This window comes from Nocardia sp. Marseille-Q1738 (assembly GCF_965283145.1).
Genome location: NZ_CBDIMS010000001.1, coordinates 275,307 through 297,573 on the forward strand (window position 1 = coordinate 275,307; position 22,267 = coordinate 297,573).

Sequence of the window (22,267 nt, forward strand, 5' to 3'; positions counted from 1 at the left end):
GCGACTCCCGGACGGGTGGCCGTCGTGCCAGCAGCGACGCGATACCGAACCCGCATGGCGAGGAACGGTATCTCGGGCGAGTGTGAGCCGGAGTTGCTGTCGCTCTGGGACAAGAAGCGTTAAGGGCGATCAACTTAACGCGATACGCACCGCTTCCCGCGGGCTTTCGGCGACTTTCGACCCGATGACAGGGTTGCCGTCAGCGTCCAGTAGCTGCCACCCGCCGAGGGAGACGACTGGCACTCCACCGCGCCGATTGGCCAGCGCAAGTTCCGAAAGTGTGCCCCATGAACCGCCGATAATGATCACGGCGTCGGCCGACCAGATCAGGATGGCGTTACGGGCCTCACCCATGTTGGTGTACAGCACAGCGGAGAGACCGTCGCAAATCCCGTCCCGGTTGGCATCTGGTCGCACACCGATGACCAGGCCATCTGCCTTGGCGGCACCTTCGGCGACTGCGGCCATGACGCCGGTTCCACCACCGCACAGCACCGTTGCACCGGCCTCGGCCAGCAGCCGTCCTACCTCTCGAGCATTCGCTTCCTCGGTATCGGTGCAATGCCGAGGACCACAGACTGCGACCTGTACGGGCGGCACGGGTTACTCCTTGCTGTGGGTCTGCACGGTGTAGTCGCTGAACAGGCTAATTCGATTTTCGAGTTCGCAACCGGCTTGTGCCCGAAGTTGCCCGCCGGTCAACATCGAAGAAGCCTTGGCGACGCGGCTCTTCGATTAGAATCACCGTGATTCCAAGGATTTACACCATGTTTGGGAATCTGTGGCAGTATCGCGTTGATCCGACCGGGCTTGTTCGAGGTGCAGGGGTGGACAGACCGCAGCCGCTAGGACGGAAGATCGCCAGTCTCCGCAAAGCGCGAGGCTGGACGCAGGATGGGCTCGCGCTGCACTTACATCGGTCGACATCCTGGGTCACCAAAGTCGAACGCGGCGTCCTCCAGATCGACTCGATGTCGACGCTTCGCGAAATCGCCAGGGTGTTCAATGTCGCAGTATCCGTGTTGTCCGAGGACGTGGCCGAGGTCGCGGACTCCCCTGCTCTGGATGGGAATTCCGAGCTCATCCGGTTACTCGACCGCCCGGCCCGCATGTACGCTCCCTATGAACCGGTACGGTCACAGCTGGAACTCAGCAGGGCGGTGCTGTCACTGCGACGCACGTACAATCAGTCCAGTTCCAAGTTCCTGTCGGCCGCTGCCGAGCTACCGCGCCTGATTGCCGATGCGACGGCCGTGACCGAGAATTCCCGGTCGGCTGACGCTCGGTCGCGGGCATATGCCACGCTGGCCAATTTGTACCGCCTTGGTGCATTGGAATTCAGGCACCGCAACGACCACCTTCATGCTCGGCTGGCGTTGGACCGCGCCGCAGCAGCCGCCGAATACTCCGACAACCAGATCCTGATCGGTTCTGTCGCTGCGACATTGACTACTGAATTGATGATCGGAGGCCGCCCCGAAGAGGCAACCGCACTCGCCGAGGAGACTGCGAATCTGGTCTCGAAAGGACCACTGTCAATCGACGCAGAACATGTGATCGGCGTCCTGCGGCTCTACGGCGCACAGTCGGCGGCACGCTCGGGCTCCCGCATCACTGCGATGCGCCTCCTGTCGGCGGCCGAGACCGTCGCGAGAACCGACATCGAACGCTATTTTCTGATCTTCGGGCCTGCCAACATCGCAGTCCAACGAGCAGGCATCAGCGTCGATCTGGAACGCCCCGCGGATGCGCTCGAAGCGTGCTCCAGCCTGGACCCGGGACTTCTGGGGAGCACCAACCGCGTCTGCTACTTCCAGCTTCACAGGGCTCGGGCTTATGGCATGGTTGGCAAGTTGGACGGTGCCGTCGTAGCGTTGACCGCCGCGTGGCAGGCAGCGCCGCACATTGTGGTGAACGACCCGCTCGGGCGCCGACAAGTGGCCGAACTGCTCGACAAGAAGCGGACGTTCGACGCTCCACTGTGACAGATCGCCCAGCAGATGAACCTGTTATGACCCGAGTTTGCGGGCGCGCAGCGAAAAGAACAGAGGCAACTCGACCCCGCCCGGCAGAACGAATTCGCGGTCGGACATCTTCTCCAGGCACGGCCACGGCCGATCAAGCCAGGGAAACTCATGGAAGAATTCCAGGCACAGCCCAGCCTTTCCGATCGCCGTGATCAATTCGCCCGTGCTGTGCGTCCAGAGATACTTGTCGGTCGATTCAACCTCGGCATCAGGGTCCGCGTAGGTACCTCGCACGTCATATCGGATCGGCTCGGGACGGGGCCAGTACGGGCGATTCGCTCGAATATCTGCCGACGAGTCATCAAGTGCTTTGGCAATCGGGTGGATATCGGTCAGGTAGAAGAACCCACCCGGACGTAGGAAGTGGCTGACGATCTCGGCCCAACGGTCGAGGTCGGGCAACCATCCGAGGATCCCGCGTGAAGCGTAGACGATGTCCCAGGAACCGTGCAGATTATCCGGCAGTCGCATGACGTCCGAACATACGAACTGAGCATCTGTGCCGACGTCCGCGGCCAGTGATCGAGCGATCTGCACGGCAACCGGAGAGAAATCGACACCGGTCACCTTCGCGCCCCGGCGCGCCCAAGCGATGGAGTCGGTGCCGATCTGGCATTGCAGGTGCAGCATTGTCCGTCCGGTGACGTTGCCGACTTCGTCGATTTCGTAGGACCGTAGTTTTTCGGCTCCTGCTCGCACGGCGTCGACGTCATACCAATCGCCGTCGGCGTGGATGGCTGCCCATTCGTCCCACAACGCTCGGTTCGCGTCGATTGCCGCTGAATTCGAGGTCATATCGGCAGGATACCCAAGCGCTCGCAGCCGGGTAGGCAGCTGACAACATCCATGCCAGTTGTCCGGACTGAATCGAGTGACGCTCATTCAGCACCCGGCGCCGGGTTGATGCCGCGATAGCCCTACGGCACACCGACCGCCGTGAGCGGCCGTTCGGTGGCGCAAGCTCCTCGGCGTCGGGTGCTCAGTACACGACGAGCAGGGAGATGTGGGGATGGGGCTGGACGACACGCGGGTTCTGCCGCTGGTGCATGCCGATACGCCGACGACGCGGTGCCGCTTCTACCGGCAGAGCTGCGGGCTACCCGCCATCGTTCAGCCCGAGCTGGGCGGGCGCATTGTCGTGCCAGCGGACAGCGTCGGCGCGATTACTATGCCTGCGCGGCTCGGCGGTGCGGTGAAAGGCCGGATGAAGAGTCAGGGTATGCGGCTCGGTCCGATTGTCTCGCACCCGCGTTCGAAAAGGTGGACTTTCATCGTCGTGCCGGACGTGCCCGACGAGGTGCGCTTGACCGCCGAGTTGTTCCGGCTCAACGTGTCTGTCTCCCGCGCGGGTGCGCAGATCGCGTTGCCGTCTCCGGTCGCACGCAGTGCCGGATTCCGGGTCTGGGTGACACCGCCCCGCGACGGGTTCCGCCCGTCGGGAATGGCGGTGGTCGAAGCGATTCGCGAGTGCGGACCTCCGCCATCCGGTAAGGCGGCAGTCCATGACTGAGTCCGGATCCGGTCCTTCGATTCGGTTGTCGACCTGCGTGGGTGCGGTCTTCAAGGGGACCGCCCTCGTCTTCGTGGGATGCCCGCACTGCGTTGGCGTGGCTCCGGCAGCCGATGGCGTGATAGGTGAGCACAGCGGCCTGGCGGGCAGCGATTGCCCGTACATCGGAGCCCGTGTGATCAATGATCTGTTCGATTCCCGACGCGTGGCCGGTGAAAGACCATGAGCGTCAATGCATCCCCGCGGCCGGAAGAACCGGACATACACCTGCGCATCTTTCTGCATGGCGTCCGCATGGACTTCGTCGCTTGCCTGACCGCTGCATTCCAGTTCGCTCAGGACTGGCGCATCCACCACGGTCCCGACGCGGTGACCGTGGTTCCCGGGAGTACAGCTGGGCTTCGGCGGCTGCCGAATGAGCGGCTGTATCTGCCATGACCAGGCAACGCTGAATATCAAGAACGGAAAGGGTTGGCGATGTCGAGACGTACCCCATCGGTACTGGGTAGCCTGCTGCGCGTGCCGTACACAACCGTCGTTGATGTTCTACTGCTGCTCACCCGCGACGACCATGTCCTGCTCGCCCAGCGTCATAACACCGGGTACGCGGACGGCCAATGGAACTTGCCGAGTGGCAAGCTCGAAGACGGCGAGGATGTTGTCGATGCGGTCATTCGCGAAGCAAGCGAAGAGATCGGGCTCCGTCTGAAACGCAACGACGTACGCATGACCTCCTCCGTGCACTACCGAGCACCTGAGGGACACGGCCGTATCGGATTCGTCTTCGCGGCCAACCGCTGGGACGGCGAACCCACCAACCAGGAACCGGAAAAATGCTCGGCGCTGCAATGGTTCCCACTCGACCAGCTGCCCGACAACACAGTGCCCTACACCGCGGCCAGTGTCGAGCTGTTCCAGCGCGGCGAGCACTTCGGTTTGCCTGGTTGGGAACCCGCATTGCTCGGATAGTCAGCTCGCGCACAATCGTGCGCTCGCCATCGATCGCGCCAGTGGGTGACGCGACGAGGTTAGTTGAATGGCGGCGCGACACACCCTGGCCAACCGCCTTTCGACTACCCTGGTGGGCTCATCAAGACCGGCGGTACGGCAGAGGCTGGTGTTAGCCGATCTTGCCCTTGTCGGTGCGGACCCATTCGGACGTGCCGTCGGGGTGGCGGTGGAATTCCCATGCGGAGTAGTCGCCGTCTTTTTCCACCACTGTGACATGGTCCGCGAAACCGTCGTGGTCGTAGTCGGTCCAGACCTGCATCGCCTCGTCGCCGGTGGTGGTTACCGTGTCGAGGGTGCCGTCGCCGTCGATGTCCTGGGTGGGATGGTGCAGTTCGACCGCGCCCAGTCCGGTCAGTGTCGAGGACGCGTCGATCCCGGGGATGTCCAGACCCGGGAATTCGCCCGAGGTGATCATTGAAACTCCTCAGCGGAACTCGTGCGATGGTGCGGTGCCGCACCAGCGGCATCGCTCCATCCTGACACCCGCGCGGGCTCGACGCACCCCTGGGCTCGCCAATAGCCAATAGTTCGGATGCCCCGTCGTTCACGGCCCAGGAGGGGACGTGTTTTGCGTCAAGGAGTTGGCAGGAAGCCGAAACATCGAGGCTCCGGCTATGTTCCGAGATCGAAGCGGATGCCGGAGCGCAGCAGTGCGGTGGCGGACAGTCCGAACATGTGGTGAAAGGTTTCGCTGAAGTGGGACGGGGTGGCGAAACCGGCGTCGGTGGCCGAGCGCGTGAGATCGCGGCCGGCCGCGGCGTCCTGGAGCGCGTGGACGACGCGGGTCCACCGCTGATAGCCGCGGAATGTGGTGCCGGACCGCTGGGCGAACAGGCGGAGGAAATGGGTGGTGGACAGGCCCAGGTTCGCGGCGATCGTGTCGGCCCGGAATGTGTGATCCGGGTTCCGGCGGATCGCGGCGGCGGCCCACTCGATCCGCGGATCGGCGACCGGTGCGGGACCAGCGATGGCCTGAGCGAAGATGCGGTCCGGATCCACGTCGTCTGCACGGCACAGCTCGACGAGCTGCCGTTCCCGTCGGTGGGCGAGACCGTAGGGCCCGGCGGTCGCCGTCATCTCTTCCGCGATGCCGGTGGCGGGCGTACCTGCGGGATCGACGAACAGGAGCAGGATCCACCTCCCGGGGGTGACGACGCGGTGCGACGCGCGGGCGGGCGCGAACGAGCTGCCGGTGCGTACCTGTCCGTGTGCGGCGGTCTCCAGGACGAACGGCCCGTCCAGGCCGACGCTGAGCACCGCGACCGAGACGGAATGCAGGTCGACGCCGAGCTCCGGCCCGATGTACCCGACATGACCCGGCCGCAGCCACACCACCGGCGAGGTTGCCGGACCGCATATTTCCGAAAGCGCACCCGCGGTCACAGCTGCCAGGGTATCGCTACGCCGCCGGGAACACGGCAGCCGACGAAGACCATCACGATCCGGAAGGCACATCATGCGAGGCAAAGTTCCACCGCGAGTCCGAATCCTGACCGCGCTCACGACCGAGCCGGACTGGGATTCGATCACCCCGGAACAGGTCATCGAATTGCGCGAAGCGCAGAACCGCAAGCGCCGGTCCGCGCTCGGCAGGCTCGCCACCGGCAGGCCCGATCGTGGCGCACGAATCACCACACACGCACTCGATCTACCGGGGCGTCGGCTGAACGTCCGCGTGTACCAGCCGGAGCGGGGAGGTTCGGCGCTGCCGCTGATCGTCGCGTTCCACGGCGGCGGATTCATCGTCGGCGCACCGGACCAGGACGACTGGCTCCTCAGTCATCTGGCGGTCAACTGTCCGGCCGTGGTCGCCTCGGTCGACTATCGGCTGGCACCCGAGCACCCGCTGCCCGCGCCCGTCGAGGACGCCTATGACTCCGTATCCCGCATCGTGCAAGAGGCCGCGCGGTGGGAAGTCGATCCCACTCGGATCGCCCTGCTGGGCGCCAGCGCGGGAGCTACGCTCGCGGCACGCACCGCGATCAGGGCGGACGAACTCGGACTACCGGTGCGCGCCCAGGTACTGGTCAACCCGCAGCTCGACTGGACCGATCGCGTTTTCGAGTACCCCTCGTTCACCGAGAACGCGGACAGCCCGACCGCGACACCGGCCAATTGCCGCGCGGTGCAGCGCATCGCACTCCCCGAATCGTTCGACTCCCGTGCGATTTCACCGTTGCACAGCGACAACCTCGCGGGACTGGCCCCTGCGCTCATCCAAGCCGTGGGTACGGACCCGCTGGAAGACCAGGCATCAGCCTATGCCGACCGCCTGCGTCAGGCGGGGGTCGAAGTGACGCTGACCCGCTACCCGGAGGCGGTGCACGCCTTCCTGAGCATGCCGGGACTGGTGCCCGCGGCCCGTCCCGCACGCGCTGAGATCCTCGCCCACCTGCGTGGCCACCTGCTGGGAATCACTTCTTCGGCATCAGCAGCCACAGCACCAGGTAGATGATGAACTGGGGCCCGGGCAGCAGGCACGAGACCACGAACAGCAGCCGGACGACGTTGGCGTTCCAGCCGAGGTACTCGGCGATGCCACCGCAGACGCCTGCGATCCACTTGTCCTGGGTAGAGCGGGCAAAGCGACGGGTAGGGGCGGTCATGGTCTTACCTCTCTGGCGGTGATCGCTACGAACTCCACTGTGCCCCGCCTGCGCACGCCCCGGCATCGGTACGACGGCCGATACCGACCCTGATTTCTCCTGGGGCCGATCTCAGGGTCCGACCCCGAGCACGGCAGACTCGTGCTGGTGAGCACCACTTTGCATGCCCGCGGCCTGTCGGCCGGTCACGGCGAGCGAACACTGTTCGCCGACCTCGATCTGACCCTCGCGCCGGGTGACGTGATCGGCCTGGTCGGCGTGAACGGCGCGGGCAAGTCGACGCTGCTGCGGATGCTCGCCGATCGGCACACGCCGACGGGCAGCATCACACTCAGTCCGCCAGAGGCGACGGTCGGCTATCTGGCCCAAGAGGCGCAGCGGGTGCCGGGCGAGACCGTGCTCGAGTTCCTGGGCCGCCGAACGGGCGTTACCGCGGCGCAACGGGCGATGGACGCGGCGGCCGAGCGCCTCGCCGAAGGCGGCCCGGACGAGTACTCCCCCGCGCTGGAACGCTGGCTCACCCTCGGCGGCGCCGACCTGGACCAGCGTGCTCATGAGGTGGCCGCCGACCTCGGCCTCACCGACAGCCTCCCGAATGGCCTGCACACTCCGATGACCGGCTTGTCCGGCGGCCAGGCCGCACGCACCGGATTGGCCTCGGTCCTGTTGTCCCGCTTCGACATCCTGCTGCTCGACGAGCCGACCAACGATCTGGACCTGGACGGCCTGGCACGCTTGGAACAGTTCGTCGCCGGTGTCCGGGCCCCGCTGATGGTGATCAGCCACGATCGGGAGTTCTTGGCCCGCACCGTGAATCGGATCGTGGAGCTGGACCTCGCGCAGCAGCAGGTCGGCCAGTACGACGGCGGCTACGAGTCGTATTTGATGGAGCGGGAGATCGCGCGGCAGCACGCGCGCGAGGCTTACGAGGAGTACGCCGACACCAAGGCGGGCCTGGAAGCACGCGCGCAGATGCAGCGCAACTGGCTCGAACACGGCGTCCGCACCGCACGCCGCAAGGCGCGCGACCCCAGGAAAATGGACTCCGACAAGGCGGGTCGCAAGATGCGCGCCGAAGCCACCGAGAAGCAAGCGGCCAAGGCCAGGCAGACCCAGCGCCGCATCGAGCGACTCGATGTGGTGGAGGAACCTCGCAAGGAGTGGGAGTTGCGTATGAGCATCGCCGCCGCTCCGCGCAGTGGCTCGGTGGTCGCCACGCTGTCCGAGGCGACCGTCACCCGTGGCGATTTCACGCTCGGGCCGATCACTACCCAGATCGACTGGGCCGACCGTATCGTGCTCACCGGCGCGAACGGCTCCGGAAAATCCACCCTCCTGGCCGTGCTGCTGGGAAAGATCCAGCCGGACGGCGGAACCGCGAGCCTTGGCTCGGGCGTCGCGATCGGCGAGGTCGACCAGGCGCGCGGGCTGTTTCGCGGGACCGCGGCGCTGGCCGAGACATTCGGCGCCGAACTGCCGGACCTGCCGGAAGCGGACATGCGCACGCTCCTGGCCAAGTTCGGCCTGCGCGGTCCGCACGTGCTGCGTCCCTGCGACACCCTCTCCCCGGGCGAACGTACCCGCGCCGCCCTCGCACTGCTGCAAGCCCGCGGCGTCAACCTGCTCGTGCTGGACGAGCCGACCAACCACTTGGACCTGCCCGCCATCGAACAGCTGGAGCAGGCCGTCGAATCCTTCACCGGCACACTGCTGCTCGTCACCCACGACCGCCGCATGCTCGACACCGTCCGCGCCACGCGCCGCTGGCACATGGAAGCGGGCGTCCTCACCGAGACGCTCTGAGCGCGATATCTCCAGCCAGAACCCGAAGACGCGGGGCAGGAGGCGGCGTGGCCCGCATGCCCCTGACCACCGTGGCCGCGTCTGGACCGTGCAGCGCGCCCCCCGGAACCTTTCCCGCAACCTCGGCATTCTTGTCCCCGCCCCCGTCTAGCATGCGCGTATGAACCGCATTGACCGCTTTTACGCCCTCGTCGAGGAACTGCGCGCCGCAGGACCGAGGGGGCGCACGGCGCGGCAATTGGCCCGGCACTTCGAGGTCAGCGTCAGGACCATTGAGCGCGATCTCAGCGCCCTCGGGCAGGCCGGGGTGCCGCTCGCGACCAAGCAGGGGCGCTCAGGCGGCTACACGCTGGACCGGTCGATGACTCTGCCGCCCTTGAACTTCACTCCGCGAGAGGCCGCAGCTGTCGCCGTGGCTCTCAGCCGGAACGAGCACGTGCTCTTCAAGAAGGACGCCCGCACCGCCCTCCAGAAGATCATGTCGGCCATGCCGGAGCAGGCGCTCGCCGAGGCACGGTCCACTGCCGAGAAGGTGCGACTGCTGGTACAGCCTGCTCCGGACCCCGACGCCGAGGTCGCTGAGACCATCTGGCGTGCCGTCCGCGACAACCACGTGCTGCGGATCCGCTACATAGACGTAGGAGGAGTCGAGACCGACCGAAAGGTCGAGCCACAGCACGTCGTGGTCGGGCCCAACGGCTCCTACCTCGCCGCCTGGTGCCACCTCCGACGAGACGACCGGGTATTCCGCATGGACCGCATCACCCGTGCCGAGAGGGAACCGGCGCCGCCGCGCCATCAGCGCGTCACTCCCGAACTGCACGTGGACGGCCACGAAATGAAACTGCCGGCGAGAGAACTGGGTGCCTGAGATCTTCTGCAAACACCGACATAGGGCTGTCGCGAACCCGCGAGACGCTGGGTGGGACCCGCCGCCCTGGCGGGTGATCCGAGCAAAAGGAGAGACGATGACCAACCCCGCTCCCGGAGCCCTGGCCTGGTTCGAGATCGCCACCGGCGACGCCGACAATGCCGAGAAGTTTTACGGCAGCCTGTTCGACTGGTCCTTCGAGGCGGACGGCCCGTCTGCCGCCGCAGGGATGGACTACCGCAACATCAAGGCCTCCGGCGCAGACACGCCGATGGGGGGCATCATGGGTACCGGCGGACAGCTTCCGAACCACGCCGTGTTCTACATCCTGGTGGCAGACGTCGACGCCACCTGTGCCGACGCCGAGCAACTCGGGGGATCGGTGGTCAGCAAGCACCTCGACCCAGGACCGGGTGCGCCGACGTTCGCCTATCTGCGTGACCCGGCAGGCAACATGTTCGCCGTGTTCACACCGCCGACGGCCTGATGGCGAAGCATCACGCTGGGGCGTCGCCGTCGGACCAGTCCGGCGACGACGCCCGCGGCCTCTACGACGAACTCACTGACGACCTGCTCTACGACCCCGCCATCGGCCGGGCCACGATGATGGGTTACCCATGTGTGCGGCTCGCGGGCAGGTTCCTGGCAGCTTTCGACGACAAGGCCGGCTCCCTTGTCGTCAAGCTTCCTCGCGAGCGCGTCGCCGAGTTGGTCGACAGCGGCACTGGCGACCCGTTCGCGCCGGCCGGGAAGATCTTCCGCGAGTGGGTCGCAATCCCAACGGTCGATCGCGAACTCTGGCGAACACTGCTCGACGAAGCCGCCGCCTTCGCGCGGAGGTCGCTGACCGAGAAGCGATGAACACTCGGCCCTCGAACACCCAGCGCCGCAGGCGCTGCAAATCAAACAGAGCCGACGCGCTTGGCGAGATCGTCCGCCAACTGCTGCGCTTGCGCCAAGTCGGTGGCCTCCACCATGACCCGCACCAGTTCCTCGGTACCGCTGGGACGCAACAGGACTCGGCCGGAGTCGCCGAGCATCCGCTCCGCCTCCAGCACCGCTGCCCGCACCTCGGGTGCTCGCGCGACCAGGGATTTGTCCCCGACCGGCACGTTCACCAAGACCTGCGGCACGGTCTGCAGCACGCTCGCCAGATCGGCCAGGGTGCGCCCGGTCCGCGCCATCCTGGCCATCAGGCGCAAGCCGGTCAGGATGCCGTCGCCGGTGGTGCCGTAGCGCGGGAAGACCACGTGTCCCGACTGCTCGCCGCCCAGCGTGAAACCGCCGCGCCGCAACTCCTCCAGCACGTAGCGGTCGCCGACGGCGGTGGTGCGCAGGGTGATTCCGGCCTCTCGCATGGCGATGTGCAGGCCGAGGTTGCTCATCACCGTGGCGACCAGGGTGTTCTGGGCCAGTTCGCCCGCCTCGTGCATGGCCAGGGCCAGAATCGCCAGAATCGCGTCGCCGTCGACGACGGTGCCGCCGGCGTCGACGGCCAGGCAGCGGTCGGCGTCGCCGTCATGTGCGAGACCCAGATCGGCGCCGTGCTCCAGCACCGCTGCGCGAACCTGGTCGAGATGGGTGGAGCCGCAGCCGTCGTTGATGTTCAGCCCGTCGGGCTCGGCGTTGATGGCGATGACGGTCGCGCCCGCCTCGCGATAGGCGGCGGGTCCCACCTCCGCGGCGGCGCCGTGCGCGCAGTCGACCACGACGGTCAGTCCGGACAAATCCTGTCCGGTCGCTTCCACCAGGTGCTCCACGTAGCGCTCATGGGTGCCCGCGAGGCTGTATCGGTCCGGGATGACCAGTCCTTGATCGCGTGCGCCCGCCGCGTTGCGCACGCGGCCGATGCCCGCGCCGGTCGGGCGGAACGGCGTGTCCGCGGCGATGAGCGCCTCGATCCGGTCCTCGATCGCGTCATCGAGTTTGTGCCCGCCCGCGGCGAAGATCTTGATCCCGTTGTCCGGCATGGGGTTGTGCGAGGCGGAGATCATCACGCCGAGGCACGCGTCGTATAGACCGGTGAGGTAGGCCACGGCCGGGGTCGGCAGAACCCCCACCGAGAGCACGTCCACGCCCGCCGCGGTCAGCCCCGCGGTCACGGCGGCCTCCAGCATCTCGCCGCTGGCCCGCGGGTCGCGTCCGACCACCGCGAGCGCGCGCTGCTTGCCGCGACTCAGGATCTGCGCGGCCGCACCGGAAATGCGCAGCGCGAGCTCCGGACTCAGCGACTCGTTGGCAAGCCCGCGGACTCCGTCGGTGCCGAACAAACGTCCCATACCTCGCCCCTACATCGGTGGATCCGCGGTGCGAGCGACGGCCCGGAGACGGCAACCTAGGTCACCACGTGGGGCACCGCAACACCGCAAGTTCATACAGCACGAGAGCAGGCGACCAGCTGTTCGCTGGGAGCCTGCTCTCGTACAGCTGCCGCGTCGACCGTACCGTATGGATGCAGCGAAAGCGGGACCCTTGATGGGTTGCGCGAGCTTCGCTTCCTGGCCACGTCCTCCGCATCCGGCGCCGCAGGGGCGCCGGATGCGATGGTCGACGCTGCCGAAATCAGCGCTTCGAGTACTGCGGCGCCTTGCGCGCCTTCTTCAGGCCGTACTTCTTGCGCTCGGTGGCGCGCGGGTCACGGGTCAGGAATCCGGCCCGCTTCAGGGCGGGACGATCCTCCGGGGTGACCTCGATCAGCGCGCGGGCGATGGCCAGCCGCAGGGCGCCTGCCTGGCCCGACGGGCCGCCGCCGACCAGGCGGGCGTGCACGTCGAAGGACTCGGTGCGCTCGACGGTCACCAGCGGCGACTTGACCAGCTGCTGGTGCACCTTGTTCGGGAAGTAATCCTCGATGGTGCGGCCGTTGAGCACGAAGTTGCCGGTGCCGGGCATCAGGCGGACGCGGACGACGGCCTCCTTGCGGCGGCCGACGGTCTGCACCGGGCGGTCGATCACGACCGGCGAGTACGACGGCGAGGCCTCGGTCTCCTCGTAGCCCGCGCCGTCCTCGACGGCCTCGGCGTCGAACTCCTCGGCGAAGTCCTCGTTGAATTCCTCGGGAGCGGTCACTGGGCCACCTGCTTGATCTCGAACGGAATGGGCTGCTGGGCGGCGTGCGGATGCGTCGGGCCCGCATAGACCTTCAGCTTGCTCGCGATCGTGTTACCGAGCTTGTTCTTCGGGATCATGCCCTTGACGGCCTTCTCGACGAGCCGATCGGGCCGAGTCTCCAACACCTGACCGACGGTCCGCGACTTGAGGCCGCCCGGGTGCCCGGAGTGGTGGTGGATCAGCTTGTCCTGCCGCTTGTTGCCGCTGATGGCAACCTTGTCGGCGTTGATGATGATGACGAAATCGCCACCATCGACGTTCGGAGCGTAGGTCGGCTTCGTCTTGCCACGCAGCAGATTCGCTGCCTGGACGGCGAGACGGCCGAGCACTACGTCAGTGGCGTCGATGACGTACCACTTACGGGTCACGTCACCCGCCTTGGGGCTGTACGTAGGCACAGTGGTTCCCTGTCTGTCGTCGGTGTTGCCAGCCGAGCGTGTGGTCGAGGTGTTCCCGGCGGCCGGTGGAGACCCGGGACTCGGCGGACGACCGGACGATTCACCAGGAGATCGACCGGGCGTTCCACACGCCAACGAGCCACGATACCAGCGGGGCATCGCCGGAAAGAAATCGCGTCAGATCTCGATCGGCGGCCCGAGGTCGATGGCACCGGGCGGCCCCGGGACCAGGTAGCGGAGGGTATCGATGCCGGACCGCCCGCAGTCGGGGTCGCCGCCCTGGTCTTCGGACTGGTCGCCCTTGGCGGTGGCGATTCCCGGCTTCGGCCGTTTGATGGCGTAGGGCGTCAGCGGGCACGCGATCGGCTGCGCCTCGCCCGGCGCCGCCACCTCGTCCATGGTCACCGAGCCCGCCTCGAAACCTGCCGAGCGCGCGGTCAGCTCGGCCTGATCGGTACCGGTCGGAAGCGCGACCACGGCCAGCGCCACCGCACCGGCAACGGTGTTGGCACCGAACAGATTGCCCTTCATCTTGTTCCAGATCTTGCCCTTGCGTGGCCGATCCTCGGCGTCATCGGACTCCGCGCCGGATTCCCGCCACGCACCCTGGCCCGGTTGCTGCTGCGCGCCGTGGTACGGCTGATGCTGCTGCGGCGCGCCCTGCTGTTCGGGGGCTCCCTGATACGGCGGCCGCGGCCCGAGCGGTGGCACCGGGCCACCGGGCGGCGGCCCCGATGGCGGACCGGCGAACTCGCCCTGCGGACGTCCGGGCGCGCTGCCGCGCTGATCGTCCGGCGCGCTCGGTGGCCGGGTGAACCGGCTGCCGAGCTCGGCGAGGTTCGGCGGGAGACCGCGCGGCGCCTCGTCGGGCTGGGTGGGGTACCCCGGACCGTATTGGACGCCGGGCACCGGTTGGGACGGCGCCTGCTCCGAACGGCGCTGTCCAGGGTCCGATTGCTGCGGAGTCTCCGGCCGTGGCATGGCGTGCTCGCCGGAACGCTGCGCCGCCTCTGCCTGCCGCTGCGCGTATTCGGCCTGCTGCCGAGCGTCCACCGGAAGCTGCGGGACGGGCGCGGGTTCGGCGACCGGCCCGCCCGGCTCCGGTTCGGCCGCCTCGGTATCACTCACCAGCAGATGCACGGCGCCGAGCACGAGCGCGTGCATGGGATGGTCGGCCACGTGCAAGCGGTGCCCGAGATGGTTCTGGAAGGCCAGGCGCAGCGCGTCGTTGAAGCGCACGTTGCCCGATAGCAGGACCGTCGAGGTGTCCGCGCCGATCGAGCGGGCGGCGGCCATCACCTCGATCACGACGTTGTCCGCCGACCGGGCATCCCGCATGGCCTCCGCGTCGACCGGAACCTCGACCGACTCGGTGGGCTGCTCGTCGTCGCCGTGCACCGCGACCACCAGCATGGTGCGGCCGTCGGAGTACACGCCCGTCGCACCGATGCCGTGCGGCCTGGCCCGGTCCGGCGGGTGCACCAGTCCGAGCGCGCGGACGTAACCCGACAGCGCGACGCTCTCCGGCAGCGGCTCGACGACGACGTCGAGCTGTTCCACCATCGCGGCGTATATCTCGACCTTCTCGTCCGGCCAGCCGTCCGGGAAGGGCAGCGCCACCAGGTCCGGTTTGCCGCGCAAGTGTTTGCCGATCTCCGCGAGCGGGTTGTACATCCGCGCGCGGAACACCAGCTCGGCGGGCCACGTCGCGCCCGCCACCACGATCTGTGGATGCCCCAGGATGTCGCGCACGTCGGCGATCGCCATCCCGAGATCGGGCCGGTTGCGTTCCACACCGGCCGTATGCAGCCGGCCCGACGAATCCGCAAGCAGATACGCCGGCGGCGTCCACACACCCTCCACCTGCACCGGCCGGATCGGAATGCCACCGCCGCCCGCCGCCACGGACACCACATCCCACCCGAGATGAACTGCCCCTACTCGCACCGTCACAGGCATTAGTCTGCCCGGTTCGTGGCCGAGATGCTCGCCGTTGTGGCCCGGCCCCGGTCGTCGCCGTTTTCGTGCGCGGGGGCGTCCGCGAGCCGTGTGGAACGCCTCACGCCGACGACTTCTTCAATCGAAGCCGGCGCCACGTGATGATCGCGAGCACCAGGGTGATCAACAGCAGGACGCCGATGTCCAGCGCCCAGATCTCCGGCTTGTGCTGCCAGAGCGTGTCGGGCTGCGCGTTGAGGAACAACTCGCGGATGTTCACCGTCGACGCGCCTGCGGCATAACCCCAGCGCGCCGGGAACAACCAGGACACCTGCTCGAGCACCACCCGGCCGGTGACCGGGATCAGACCGCCCGCCATCACGAACTGGCACATGACGGCCACCACCAGCAGCGGCATCACCTGCTCGTTCGACCTCGCCAGCGACGAGAGCAGCAGGCCGACGACCACGCAGCAGACCGCGGTCAGTGCGATGTCGATGTACAGCTCCGCGCTGCCCGACGCCAGCACCGCGCCCTCGCCGGGCCGCTTCTTGCCCGCCAGCACGATGCCGACCAGCACCGCCGACTGCAGCAGCGCGGTGAAGCTGAACACGGCGATCTTCGCCATCAGGTACGCCGAAGGCAGCAGTCCGACCGCGCGTTCCCGCTGGAAGATGGTCCGCTCGCCGACCAGGTCGCGCACCGTCAGCGTGGAACCCATGAAGCAGGCGCCGAGAATCAGCACCACCAGCAGCTGCTGGGTCTCGCCGCCGCCTTCGGGCACGAACGTGCCGTCGGGTAGCGCCTTCAAGGCGCCGCGCTGGAAACCGTTCTTGCCGGGCACCACCAGTGACAGCCCGCCGAGGATGAACGGCAGGATCACCAGGAACGTCAGGTAGCCGCGGTCGGCCAGGATCAGCCGGATCTGCCTGCGCGCCAGGGTCGAGAACTGTTTGCCGCGGCTGGACTGCGGCGGACTGCCCGCGGGTCCGTACGGCTGTGCCGGGGGCGGAGGCGGCGGCGCGAACGCCTGCCGGGAGCGGTAGGCCGCGAACGCCTGGTCCGGGTTGGCCGCGACGTTGGCGAAGATCTCCGCCCAGTCGCTGGTGCCGAGTGCCGCGCCGACACCGGCCGGGTTGCCGCAGTAGGCGGTCTTGCCGCCGGGCGCGAGCAGCAGCACCTGATCGCACATGTCCAGGTGCGCCACCGAGTGGGTCACCACGATCACCACGCGGCCCGCGTCGGCGAGCTCGCGCAGCATCACCATGACCTGCCGGTCCAGCGCCGGGTCCAGGCCCGAGGTGGGCTCGTCCAGGATGAGCAGCGACGGGCCGGTCAGCAGCTCCAGCGCCACCGAGGCGCGCTTGCGCTGGCCGCCGGAGAGCCGGTCGACCCTGGTATCGGCGTGCTCGGTGAGCGAAAGCTCTTGCAGCACCGCGTCGATCACCTTCTGCCGGTCTTCCTTGCTGTTGTCGGGGGGTAGCCGCAGCTCGGCCGCGAAACCGAGCGCTTGGCGCACGGTGAGCTGGCGGTGCAGCACGTCGTCCTGCGGCACCATGCCGATGCGGGAGCGCAGCGCCTCGTACTCGGCATGCAGGTTGCGGCCCTCGAAGGTGACCACGCCGCCGGAGGGCCGGGTAGTGCCCGCGATCAGCCGCGACAGCGTCGATTTGCCCGCGCCGGAGGGCCCGATCAGCGCGGTCAGCGTCCCGCGGCTGGCCGACATGTTCACGTCGACGAGCAGTTGCTTGTTGCCCTCGACGGTGAATCCGACACCGTGCACCGCGAGCCCCTGCTCGGCGACCGGCTTCTGCCGGTGCACCAGCGCGCCCTGCTGGACGACGAAGTCGACGTTGCCAATGGTGATGATGTCCCGTTCGCGCAGCACCACCCGCTGCTGCCGGTGCCCGTTGACGAAGGTGCCGTTCGCCGAACCGAGGTCCTCGATGGTCAGTCCCTCGGCGGACGCGACGAGGCGGGCGTGCTTGCGGGAGGCCAGCGGATCGTTGACGACGATCTGGTTGTCGGTGGTGCGGCCGATGGCCAGGCCGGTCGGGGGAATCCGGTCCGCGCGCGCGATGGGCGCTGTGGACGCCCTGGCCCGGACCGGCGGCATGTTCGAGGTGTCGGCCCTGGTCGTCATGTTGACGTTCAGCGCGGGCGCCGGCACGTCCTGCGGCGGCGGATAGTGCGGACGCTGGAACTGTTGCGCGTGCGGCCGGACCGCGTGCGGCGGCGGGCCCGGCTGCGGCTGTAGCTGTGGCTGCGGCGCCGGTTGCGGCGGTCGCATCGAAGGCCGTTGCGGTGGTTGCGGGTTCGCGGGCAGCAGGTGTAGCAGCGGACCGCTGATCGCGTCACCGAGCCGCACTTGGGTCGGCCGATCGATCGACACCGGTTGGGTCACCCTGCGTGCGTCGACGAATACGCCGTTGGTGCTCCTGTTGTCGGTCAACACCCAGGCACTGCCCTGCCAGGCGAGCGTCGCGTGCACGCGGGAGACGAGCGGGCTGTCGACGAACAGCGTCACTTCCGGCGCGCGGCCCATGGTGACCTGTTGGCTCGAATCGAATACTCGTTCGTTTCCATCATGGCGCACGGTGATGGTCTGCGCCCCCGGTGAAGACATGCAGCGGATACTATTCCATCACCCGGACATCGGCGGTGCCCCCGACGCGCCTTTGCCCCGATCCGGCGACCGATGTGAACGCGATACCGGCCGACTAGGGGGAGCCATGCCGACAGCCAGAACGACCGCCCTCGTTACGGCGCTGCTCAGCGTTCTGGTCCTGGTCGGGGGCTGTACGCGGTTCGTGGACGGCCACGCCGTCTCCATCTACGACGATCCGTTCAAGGTCGCCGGACTGCCCACCACGAGCGGGCCGAGCGGACCGCGCGCCGGTGTACCGGACAGCACACTCTCCGCGACCAACGGCGACCGCGGCCCGGTGGATACGCTGGCGCTCAACGCCGTCGACGACATCCAGACCTACTGGCGCGATGCGTTCGGCAAGGAATTCCAAGGCGAGTTCAAGCCGGTCGAGAAGCTGGTTTCCTGGAGCGCGAAGTCCGGCCGCTCCGAGGCGTTCGAGTTCTGCAAGGAGAGCACCTACCGTCTGGTGAACGCCGCCTACTGCCGATTGGACAATTCCATCGGCTGGGATCGCTCCGTCCTGCTTCCCACCATGGAGGAGGCGTTCGGGAAGATGGCCGTGGTGATGGTGCTCGCACACGAGTACGGGCACGCGGTGCAGACCATGGCCAAGATCGTCGGACCGAAGGACCCGGTGATCGTCAAGGAGCAGCAGGCCGATTGCTTCGCGGGCGCGTTCATGCGCCACGTCGCCGAAGGCAAGGCGAAACACTTCACCATCAACACCTCCGACGGCCTCAACTCGGTGCTCGCCGCCACCGTGGCCATCCGCGACTCCGACCCCGACGACCCGGAGAGCGTGCACGGCTCCGCCTTCGAGCGGGTGACCGCGGTACAGATCGGGTTCACCGACGGGCCGAAGGGATGCAAGGGCATCGACAAGGACGAGATCGACCAGCGCCGCGGCGATCTGCCGACCAGCTTCGAGGGACAGCCCGGCGAGTACGAGATCACCAAGGAATCGCTGGTCGAGCTCACCAAGGCGCTCAGAGCCATTCTGCCGGTCGACGACGAGCCGACTTATGACTACTCCAGGGCAACGATCGAATGCCGCGACGGCGTTGTCACGGAACCTGTCTCGTATTGCCCGGCCAAGAACACGATCGCCACGAACATATCCGGCCTCGCCGATCGGGGTATGTCCGAGTCCGACGCGGACGACCCGCTGCCCCTCAAGGTGACCGGTGACTACAACGGCTACGTCGTGTTCATCTCGCGATACACCCTGGCCGTCCAGCAGAGCCGCGGCCAGAGTCTGGTCGGCGCCAAAACCGCGCTTCGTGCGGCCTGCCTGTCCGGAGTGGTCACCGGCAAGCTCGCCGAATCCGGGCGACCTGTCAGCCAGGGCGATATCAAGCTCGCGGCAGGTGATCTCGACGAGGCGGTCTCGGGTCTACTCACCGACGGCCTTGCCGCGAGCGATGCCGACGGCAAGACCGTGCCCAGTGGCTTCTCCCGTGTCGATGCCTTCCGCGCGGGAGTGCTGAACGGCGAGAGCACTTGTATGGCGCGCTATTCGTGAATTCGCGCGAACGCATAGCGCGGGTTCAGCGGCCGAAAGGTGGCGGCGCGGCGAGTTCGAAGCGCAGTACGCGGTTGCCGAGCATGATCTCGGCGCCGGGGACGAGCACCACGGACTGGTTGGGCGCCAGGCGCATCCAGTCTCGGTAGCCGGGCAGGCGGGTGCGGGTGCCGTTGGTCGAGCCCCGATCCACCACGGTGACATCCCAATTCACCAGGCGGATCTCGGCGTGCGCGCGCGACATGCCGCCGGAGGCGTCCTCGACGCGCAGCGGCACGAGGCCGCGATCGGCCGCCTCGGAATGTTCCGGGTCGCGGCCGAGCACCGCGTCCGCGGCCAGCATGTAGGTCATGCCGTCGTCGAGGATCAGCATGCCCAGCGGCGGGCGCACCACCTCGATCAGCGGCTGCGTCTGGTCCACCGGCATCCCGCACACGGTGCAGAACGCGGCGCGCGGATCGGTGGGATGCGCACGCGCGCATTTGAATCCCATCACCTTGACGGTGAGCGCCGTGGTCCGCGCGGTCGCCTCCAGACGACGCTGCAATTCCGGGTCCGGACGTGGCGCGGGATTGGTGCCGCCCAACTGCGTCGGCGCGTGGTGCGGGTCGATCGGTGCCTGGTCGGACTCGCCGAGGTGCATCGCGGTGGACGGCGCCGAGCGGTCGACCGCGAGCTGTGGTTCGGGCTGCTGCCGTTCGGCCTCGGCGGGCGGCTCGTGTTCGATGCGCGCGGTCGGCAGTGGTGGCACTTCGGGGCGGCGATGCATGCTCTCGGGACGAGATGCCCGGCCATTCGCCGGGACCCGGACGCGGGCTCCGTCGGACCACACGATCGCGCCGCCCGCCTGCGCGACACCCTCGACCAGCCAGCCGATGCCCCGCTCCGGCGGCAGATCCGGGATGCGGCCCTTCGCGTCGTCGACGAACAAGGCCACCGCCCGCGCGGGAACGCTCGCGACCCGGTCCACGGTGAACGCCGCGTCGCTGCCGCGATACTGCTCGACCGAACCGTCATCGGCCAGCACGGCGGTGATCGCGCCGTGCAGGAAGATCGCCACACCGCCGTTCTCGGCGGTGGACAGGATGCCGAAGTCGATCGGTTCGCCGGGGCTGATCTGCTCGGCATGTTTCATGAGCCAGCGCGTCGCCTGCCGCGCCACCATGGCGCCCGGCCCGTCCGGCTCCCGATCGGTGGCCTCGCGCACCAGTTCGGCCAGTGATTCGAGTGCGACGACGGCGGGCGAATCGTGCGCCGGCCTGCCCGTCCCACGGTGCGCGACGACGATGACCGCACCGGCGACCCTGGCCACGGCATGGCTGCCCACGACGACCTCGACCTGCCGATCCATCACCGGAATCGGCCTCCACCGGGGATGTAGTGCAGGGTCGTCGCCACACCCACAAGGGTATGGCAATACGGACACCATCGGTCCCCCTCCCCGGCGTCCGTCCGGTAACTTCAGTGTCAGCAACGGGAGGAACGAGGGGCCCTGAGATGGTTCGGACGCAACGCATCGCGCTCACCGCGTCATGTCTCGCATTGGCAGGATTGCTGACCGGCTGCGCGGGCGTGCAGGGGACCCCCACCGCGGGGGAGATCGACGTGCGGATGCTGGAAGTCGGCACCTATCCCGTCGACCGGCACGAGTACGACCAGGACTCCGGGGGTAAGGGCGCGCTGCTGGAGGGCATGCGAATGTCCGACGCGGTGGTCCCCACCGTGCGCATCGATCCGTCCCTGAAGGTCGGGCGCGGCAGCACCGTCGTCGCGGACGGCGAGCAGGCGCTCGACTTCGTGGCCAAGGTGTCCAAACCGGTCTTCGACAACCGCAAGCTGGTCGTCGGGTACGCCGTCAGCGGCGCCGACCGTCCCGATCCGGCGGGGCAGTCCAATCCGGCCCCCGACGCCACGGCGATCACCAACGCCGTGTTCCGCTTCCCCGACGAGGCCGCCGCGAAGCTCGCCGCCCGCGAGCTCGAGGACGTCGACATCGCCGTGTCACCGGAAAACCGCAAGCTGCCGTCCAGCAAGTTTCCCGACGCCCACATCCATTGGCGGCCGGGCATTCCCACCGTCGGCACCTTCATGGCCCACAAGGAATTCGTCATCTCCTTGTTCATCCAGCGGCCGACGGCCGACGGCGACGACCTGGTGAAGTGGGTCGACAAGACCCTCGCCGCCCAGGTCCCGCAGCTGGACGAGTTCACGGCGACCCCAGCCGCCCAACTCGACGCCCTGAAGGTCGACCCCGACCGCCTGCTCGCTCGCGTCGCGGTCGCCGACCGTGCCAACCGCACCCCCGACCCGGCGACCTTCGGCGTGTACGGCGGCTACCACACCGTCCACCGCGCCGACGACGAGGCCGCGCACTTGCGCCTGATCGTGGACGCGGGCGTGGACCGCACCGCCGTCGCCGACGACAGTTATGTCGCCCGTACTCGCGACGCGGCCGCCGCGCAGAAGCTGGTCACCGGCCTGCTGGAAACCGAAGGCGGGCACTACGACGCCCTCGGCGCTCCCAAGGACGTTCCCGGCGCCAAGTGTCTGCAGCTCAACAGCAAGGGCGACCCGGAACGGGAGTACAAGTACCGCTGTTACGTGGCCTACAAGCGTTACGTCGGGGTCGTCACCAGTGATAAGGAACCGGACGTGCGGCAGAAGGTCGCCGCGGAGTACGCGCTGCTGGCGAACAGTTTCTGAGCACGCGGCGGTAACGGTCGGCGCCCTGGCGATCGGCGGATCGCAAGGCGGGGTGAAGTAGCATTCCGCCGCAACCACCGCAGTTAGGGGAGGGAAGTAAGTGCAGCCCGGCGCGAT

The 22,267-nt window shown here is 67.8% G+C and carries 21 protein-coding genes; 10 read left to right on the plus strand and 11 right to left on the minus strand.

Features of this window, described 5'->3' with window-relative positions; all coding sequences use genetic code 11:
• Positions 1-129: 129 nt before the first annotated feature.
• Positions 130-600 (minus strand): SLOG cluster 4 domain-containing protein, encoded by a 471-nt coding sequence (locus ACWPXK_RS01355; protein WP_454194191.1) that lies wholly within the window; start codon positions 598-600, stop codon positions 130-132.
• Positions 601-767: 167 nt separating this feature from the next.
• Between ACWPXK_RS01355 and ACWPXK_RS01360 the strand changes: the two genes are divergently transcribed.
• On the plus strand, positions 768-1,985 hold the full coding sequence (locus ACWPXK_RS01360) for a helix-turn-helix domain-containing protein (protein ID WP_454194192.1): 1,218 nt from the start codon (positions 768-770) through the stop codon (positions 1,983-1,985).
• Between the two features lie 24 nt (positions 1,986-2,009).
• Here the strand turns inward: ACWPXK_RS01360 and ACWPXK_RS01365 are convergent, their stop codons facing one another.
• A complete protein-coding gene (locus ACWPXK_RS01365; RefSeq protein ID WP_454194193.1) occupies positions 2,010-2,909 on the minus strand; it encodes a class I SAM-dependent methyltransferase in 900 nt (299 codons plus the stop codon).
• A gap of 127 nt (positions 2,910-3,036) precedes the next feature.
• Here ACWPXK_RS01365 and ACWPXK_RS01370 point away from each other — a divergent pair, with 127 nt between their 5' ends.
• Together ACWPXK_RS01370 and ACWPXK_RS01375 are read left to right on the plus strand one after the other, a co-directional pair.
• Positions 3,037-3,537 carry a DNA-directed RNA polymerase subunit beta gene (locus tag ACWPXK_RS01370; protein WP_454194194.1) on the plus strand — a complete coding sequence of 167 codons (501 nt, stop codon included), beginning with the start codon at positions 3,037-3,039 and terminating at the stop codon, positions 3,535-3,537.
• 519 nt (positions 3,538-4,056) lie between these two features.
• Positions 4,057-4,506 carry an NUDIX hydrolase gene (locus ACWPXK_RS01375; protein ID WP_454194195.1) on the plus strand — a complete coding sequence of 150 codons (450 nt, stop codon included), beginning with the start codon at positions 4,057-4,059 and terminating at the stop codon, positions 4,504-4,506.
• 151 nt (positions 4,507-4,657) lie between these two features.
• Here ACWPXK_RS01375 and ACWPXK_RS01380 read toward each other — a convergent pair whose 3' ends face one another.
• Both ACWPXK_RS01380 and ACWPXK_RS01385 read right to left on the minus strand, forming a co-directional pair.
• Positions 4,658-4,963 (minus strand): DUF6802 family protein, encoded by a 306-nt coding sequence (locus ACWPXK_RS01380; protein WP_454194196.1) that lies wholly within the window; start codon positions 4,961-4,963, stop codon positions 4,658-4,660.
• A gap of 197 nt (positions 4,964-5,160) precedes the next feature.
• On the minus strand, positions 5,161-5,931 hold the full coding sequence (locus ACWPXK_RS01385; RefSeq protein WP_454194197.1) for a helix-turn-helix domain-containing protein: 771 nt from the start codon (positions 5,929-5,931) through the stop codon (positions 5,161-5,163).
• Between the two features lie 73 nt (positions 5,932-6,004).
• Between ACWPXK_RS01385 and ACWPXK_RS01390 the strand changes: the two genes are divergently transcribed.
• Positions 6,005-7,003, plus strand: a complete 999-nt coding sequence (locus ACWPXK_RS01390; RefSeq protein ID WP_454194198.1) for an alpha/beta hydrolase — start codon at positions 6,005-6,007, stop codon at positions 7,001-7,003.
• Here the strand turns inward: ACWPXK_RS01390 and ACWPXK_RS01395 are convergent.
• The gene (locus ACWPXK_RS01395) at positions 6,963-7,154 is read right to left on the minus strand and encodes a PspC domain-containing protein (RefSeq protein ID WP_454194199.1); all 192 of its coding nucleotides are present in this window, start codon (positions 7,152-7,154) and stop codon (positions 6,963-6,965) included. The two genes, ACWPXK_RS01390 and ACWPXK_RS01395, sit on opposite strands and share 41 nt — an antisense overlap.
• A 147-nt stretch (positions 7,155-7,301) precedes the next feature.
• On the opposite strand from ACWPXK_RS01395, the gene ACWPXK_RS01400 reads away from it, so the two are divergent.
• From ACWPXK_RS01400 to ACWPXK_RS01415, 4 genes are all read left to right on the plus strand, one after another.
• Complete coding sequence (locus ACWPXK_RS01400; RefSeq protein ID WP_454194200.1) at positions 7,302-8,957, plus strand: ABC-F family ATP-binding cassette domain-containing protein; 1,656 nt, start codon at positions 7,302-7,304, stop codon at positions 8,955-8,957.
• 160 nt (positions 8,958-9,117) lie between these two features.
• Positions 9,118-9,828, plus strand: a complete 711-nt coding sequence (locus ACWPXK_RS01405; RefSeq protein WP_454194201.1) for a helix-turn-helix transcriptional regulator — start codon at positions 9,118-9,120, stop codon at positions 9,826-9,828.
• Positions 9,829-9,925: 97 nt separating this feature from the next.
• The gene (locus tag ACWPXK_RS01410) at positions 9,926-10,315 is read left to right on the plus strand and encodes a VOC family protein (protein ID WP_454194202.1); all 390 of its coding nucleotides are present in this window, start codon (positions 9,926-9,928) and stop codon (positions 10,313-10,315) included.
• Complete coding sequence (locus tag ACWPXK_RS01415; RefSeq protein ID WP_454194203.1) at positions 10,315-10,689, plus strand: hypothetical protein; 375 nt, start codon at positions 10,315-10,317, stop codon at positions 10,687-10,689. The genes ACWPXK_RS01410 and ACWPXK_RS01415 overlap by 1 nt, the downstream gene beginning before the upstream one ends.
• A 41-nt stretch (positions 10,690-10,730) precedes the next feature.
• On the opposite strand, the gene glmM is transcribed toward ACWPXK_RS01415, so the two are convergent.
• From glmM to ACWPXK_RS01440, 5 genes are all read right to left on the minus strand, one after another.
• Positions 10,731-12,107 (minus strand): phosphoglucosamine mutase, encoded by a 1,377-nt coding sequence (gene glmM / locus ACWPXK_RS01420; protein WP_454194204.1) that lies wholly within the window; start codon positions 12,105-12,107, stop codon positions 10,731-10,733.
• Between the two features lie 283 nt (positions 12,108-12,390).
• Positions 12,391-12,897: a 30S ribosomal protein S9 gene (gene rpsI, locus ACWPXK_RS01425; RefSeq protein WP_454194205.1), complete on the minus strand. Its 507-nt coding sequence runs from the start codon at positions 12,895-12,897 to the stop codon at positions 12,391-12,393.
• Complete coding sequence (gene rplM, locus ACWPXK_RS01430) at positions 12,894-13,337, minus strand: 50S ribosomal protein L13 (protein ID WP_364324977.1); 444 nt, start codon at positions 13,335-13,337, stop codon at positions 12,894-12,896. The genes rpsI and rplM overlap by 4 nt, the downstream gene beginning before the upstream one ends.
• Positions 13,338-13,514: 177 nt before the next feature.
• Positions 13,515-15,296 carry a hypothetical protein gene (locus tag ACWPXK_RS01435; protein ID WP_454194206.1) on the minus strand — a complete coding sequence of 594 codons (1,782 nt, stop codon included), beginning with the start codon at positions 15,294-15,296 and terminating at the stop codon, positions 13,515-13,517.
• A gap of 100 nt (positions 15,297-15,396) precedes the next feature.
• Positions 15,397-17,901, minus strand: a complete 2,505-nt coding sequence (locus tag ACWPXK_RS01440) for an FHA domain-containing protein (RefSeq protein ID WP_454194207.1) — start codon at positions 17,899-17,901, stop codon at positions 15,397-15,399.
• Positions 17,902-18,007: 106 nt separating this feature from the next.
• Here ACWPXK_RS01440 and ACWPXK_RS01445 point away from each other — a divergent pair, with 106 nt between their 5' ends.
• Complete coding sequence (locus ACWPXK_RS01445; RefSeq protein WP_454194208.1) at positions 18,008-19,447, plus strand: metallopeptidase; 1,440 nt, start codon at positions 18,008-18,010, stop codon at positions 19,445-19,447.
• 25 nt (positions 19,448-19,472) lie between these two features.
• Here ACWPXK_RS01445 and ACWPXK_RS01450 read toward each other — a convergent pair whose 3' ends face one another.
• Entirely contained in the window at positions 19,473-20,798 is a 1,326-nt protein-coding gene (locus ACWPXK_RS01450) for an FHA domain-containing protein (protein WP_454195392.1), read from the minus strand.
• Positions 20,799-20,944: 146 nt separating this feature from the next.
• Between ACWPXK_RS01450 and ACWPXK_RS01455 the strand changes: the two genes are divergently transcribed.
• Positions 20,945-22,150, plus strand: coding sequence for a DUF7373 family lipoprotein (locus ACWPXK_RS01455; RefSeq protein ID WP_454194209.1), 1,206 nt, complete (start codon positions 20,945-20,947; stop codon positions 22,148-22,150).
• The last annotated feature ends 117 nt before the right edge of the window (positions 22,151-22,267 follow it).

Coding starts and splice junctions, on each gene's coding strand:
- ACWPXK_RS01360 (WP_454194192.1), top strand. CDS start 768: ATGTTTGGGAATCTGTGGCAGTATCGCGTTGATCCGACCGGGCTTGTT.
- ACWPXK_RS01365 (WP_454194193.1), bottom strand. CDS start 2,909: ATGAGCGTCACTCGATTCAGTCCGGACAACTGGCATGGATGTTGTCAG.
- ACWPXK_RS01370 (WP_454194194.1), top strand. CDS start 3,037: ATGGGGCTGGACGACACGCGGGTTCTGCCGCTGGTGCATGCCGATACG.
- ACWPXK_RS01380 (WP_454194196.1), bottom strand. CDS start 4,963: ATGATCACCTCGGGCGAATTCCCGGGTCTGGACATCCCCGGGATCGAC.
- ACWPXK_RS01390 (WP_454194198.1), top strand. CDS start 6,005: ATGCGAGGCAAAGTTCCACCGCGAGTCCGAATCCTGACCGCGCTCACG.
- ACWPXK_RS01395 (WP_454194199.1), bottom strand. CDS start 7,154: ATGACCGCCCCTACCCGTCGCTTTGCCCGCTCTACCCAGGACAAGTGG.
- ACWPXK_RS01405 (WP_454194201.1), top strand. CDS start 9,118: ATGAACCGCATTGACCGCTTTTACGCCCTCGTCGAGGAACTGCGCGCC.
- ACWPXK_RS01410 (WP_454194202.1), top strand. CDS start 9,926: ATGACCAACCCCGCTCCCGGAGCCCTGGCCTGGTTCGAGATCGCCACC.
- ACWPXK_RS01415 (WP_454194203.1), top strand. CDS start 10,315: ATGGCGAAGCATCACGCTGGGGCGTCGCCGTCGGACCAGTCCGGCGAC.
- glmM (WP_454194204.1), bottom strand. CDS start 12,107: ATGGGACGTTTGTTCGGCACCGACGGAGTCCGCGGGCTTGCCAACGAG.
- ACWPXK_RS01435 (WP_454194206.1), bottom strand. CDS start 15,296: ATGCCTGTGACGGTGCGAGTAGGGGCAGTTCATCTCGGGTGGGATGTG.
- ACWPXK_RS01440 (WP_454194207.1), bottom strand. CDS start 17,901: ATGTCTTCACCGGGGGCGCAGACCATCACCGTGCGCCATGATGGAAAC.
- ACWPXK_RS01445 (WP_454194208.1), top strand. CDS start 18,008: ATGCCGACAGCCAGAACGACCGCCCTCGTTACGGCGCTGCTCAGCGTT.
- ACWPXK_RS01450 (WP_454195392.1), bottom strand. CDS start 20,798: ATGGATCGGCAGGTCGAGGTCGTCGTGGGCAGCCATGCCGTGGCCAGG.
- ACWPXK_RS01455 (WP_454194209.1), top strand. CDS start 20,945: ATGGTTCGGACGCAACGCATCGCGCTCACCGCGTCATGTCTCGCATTG.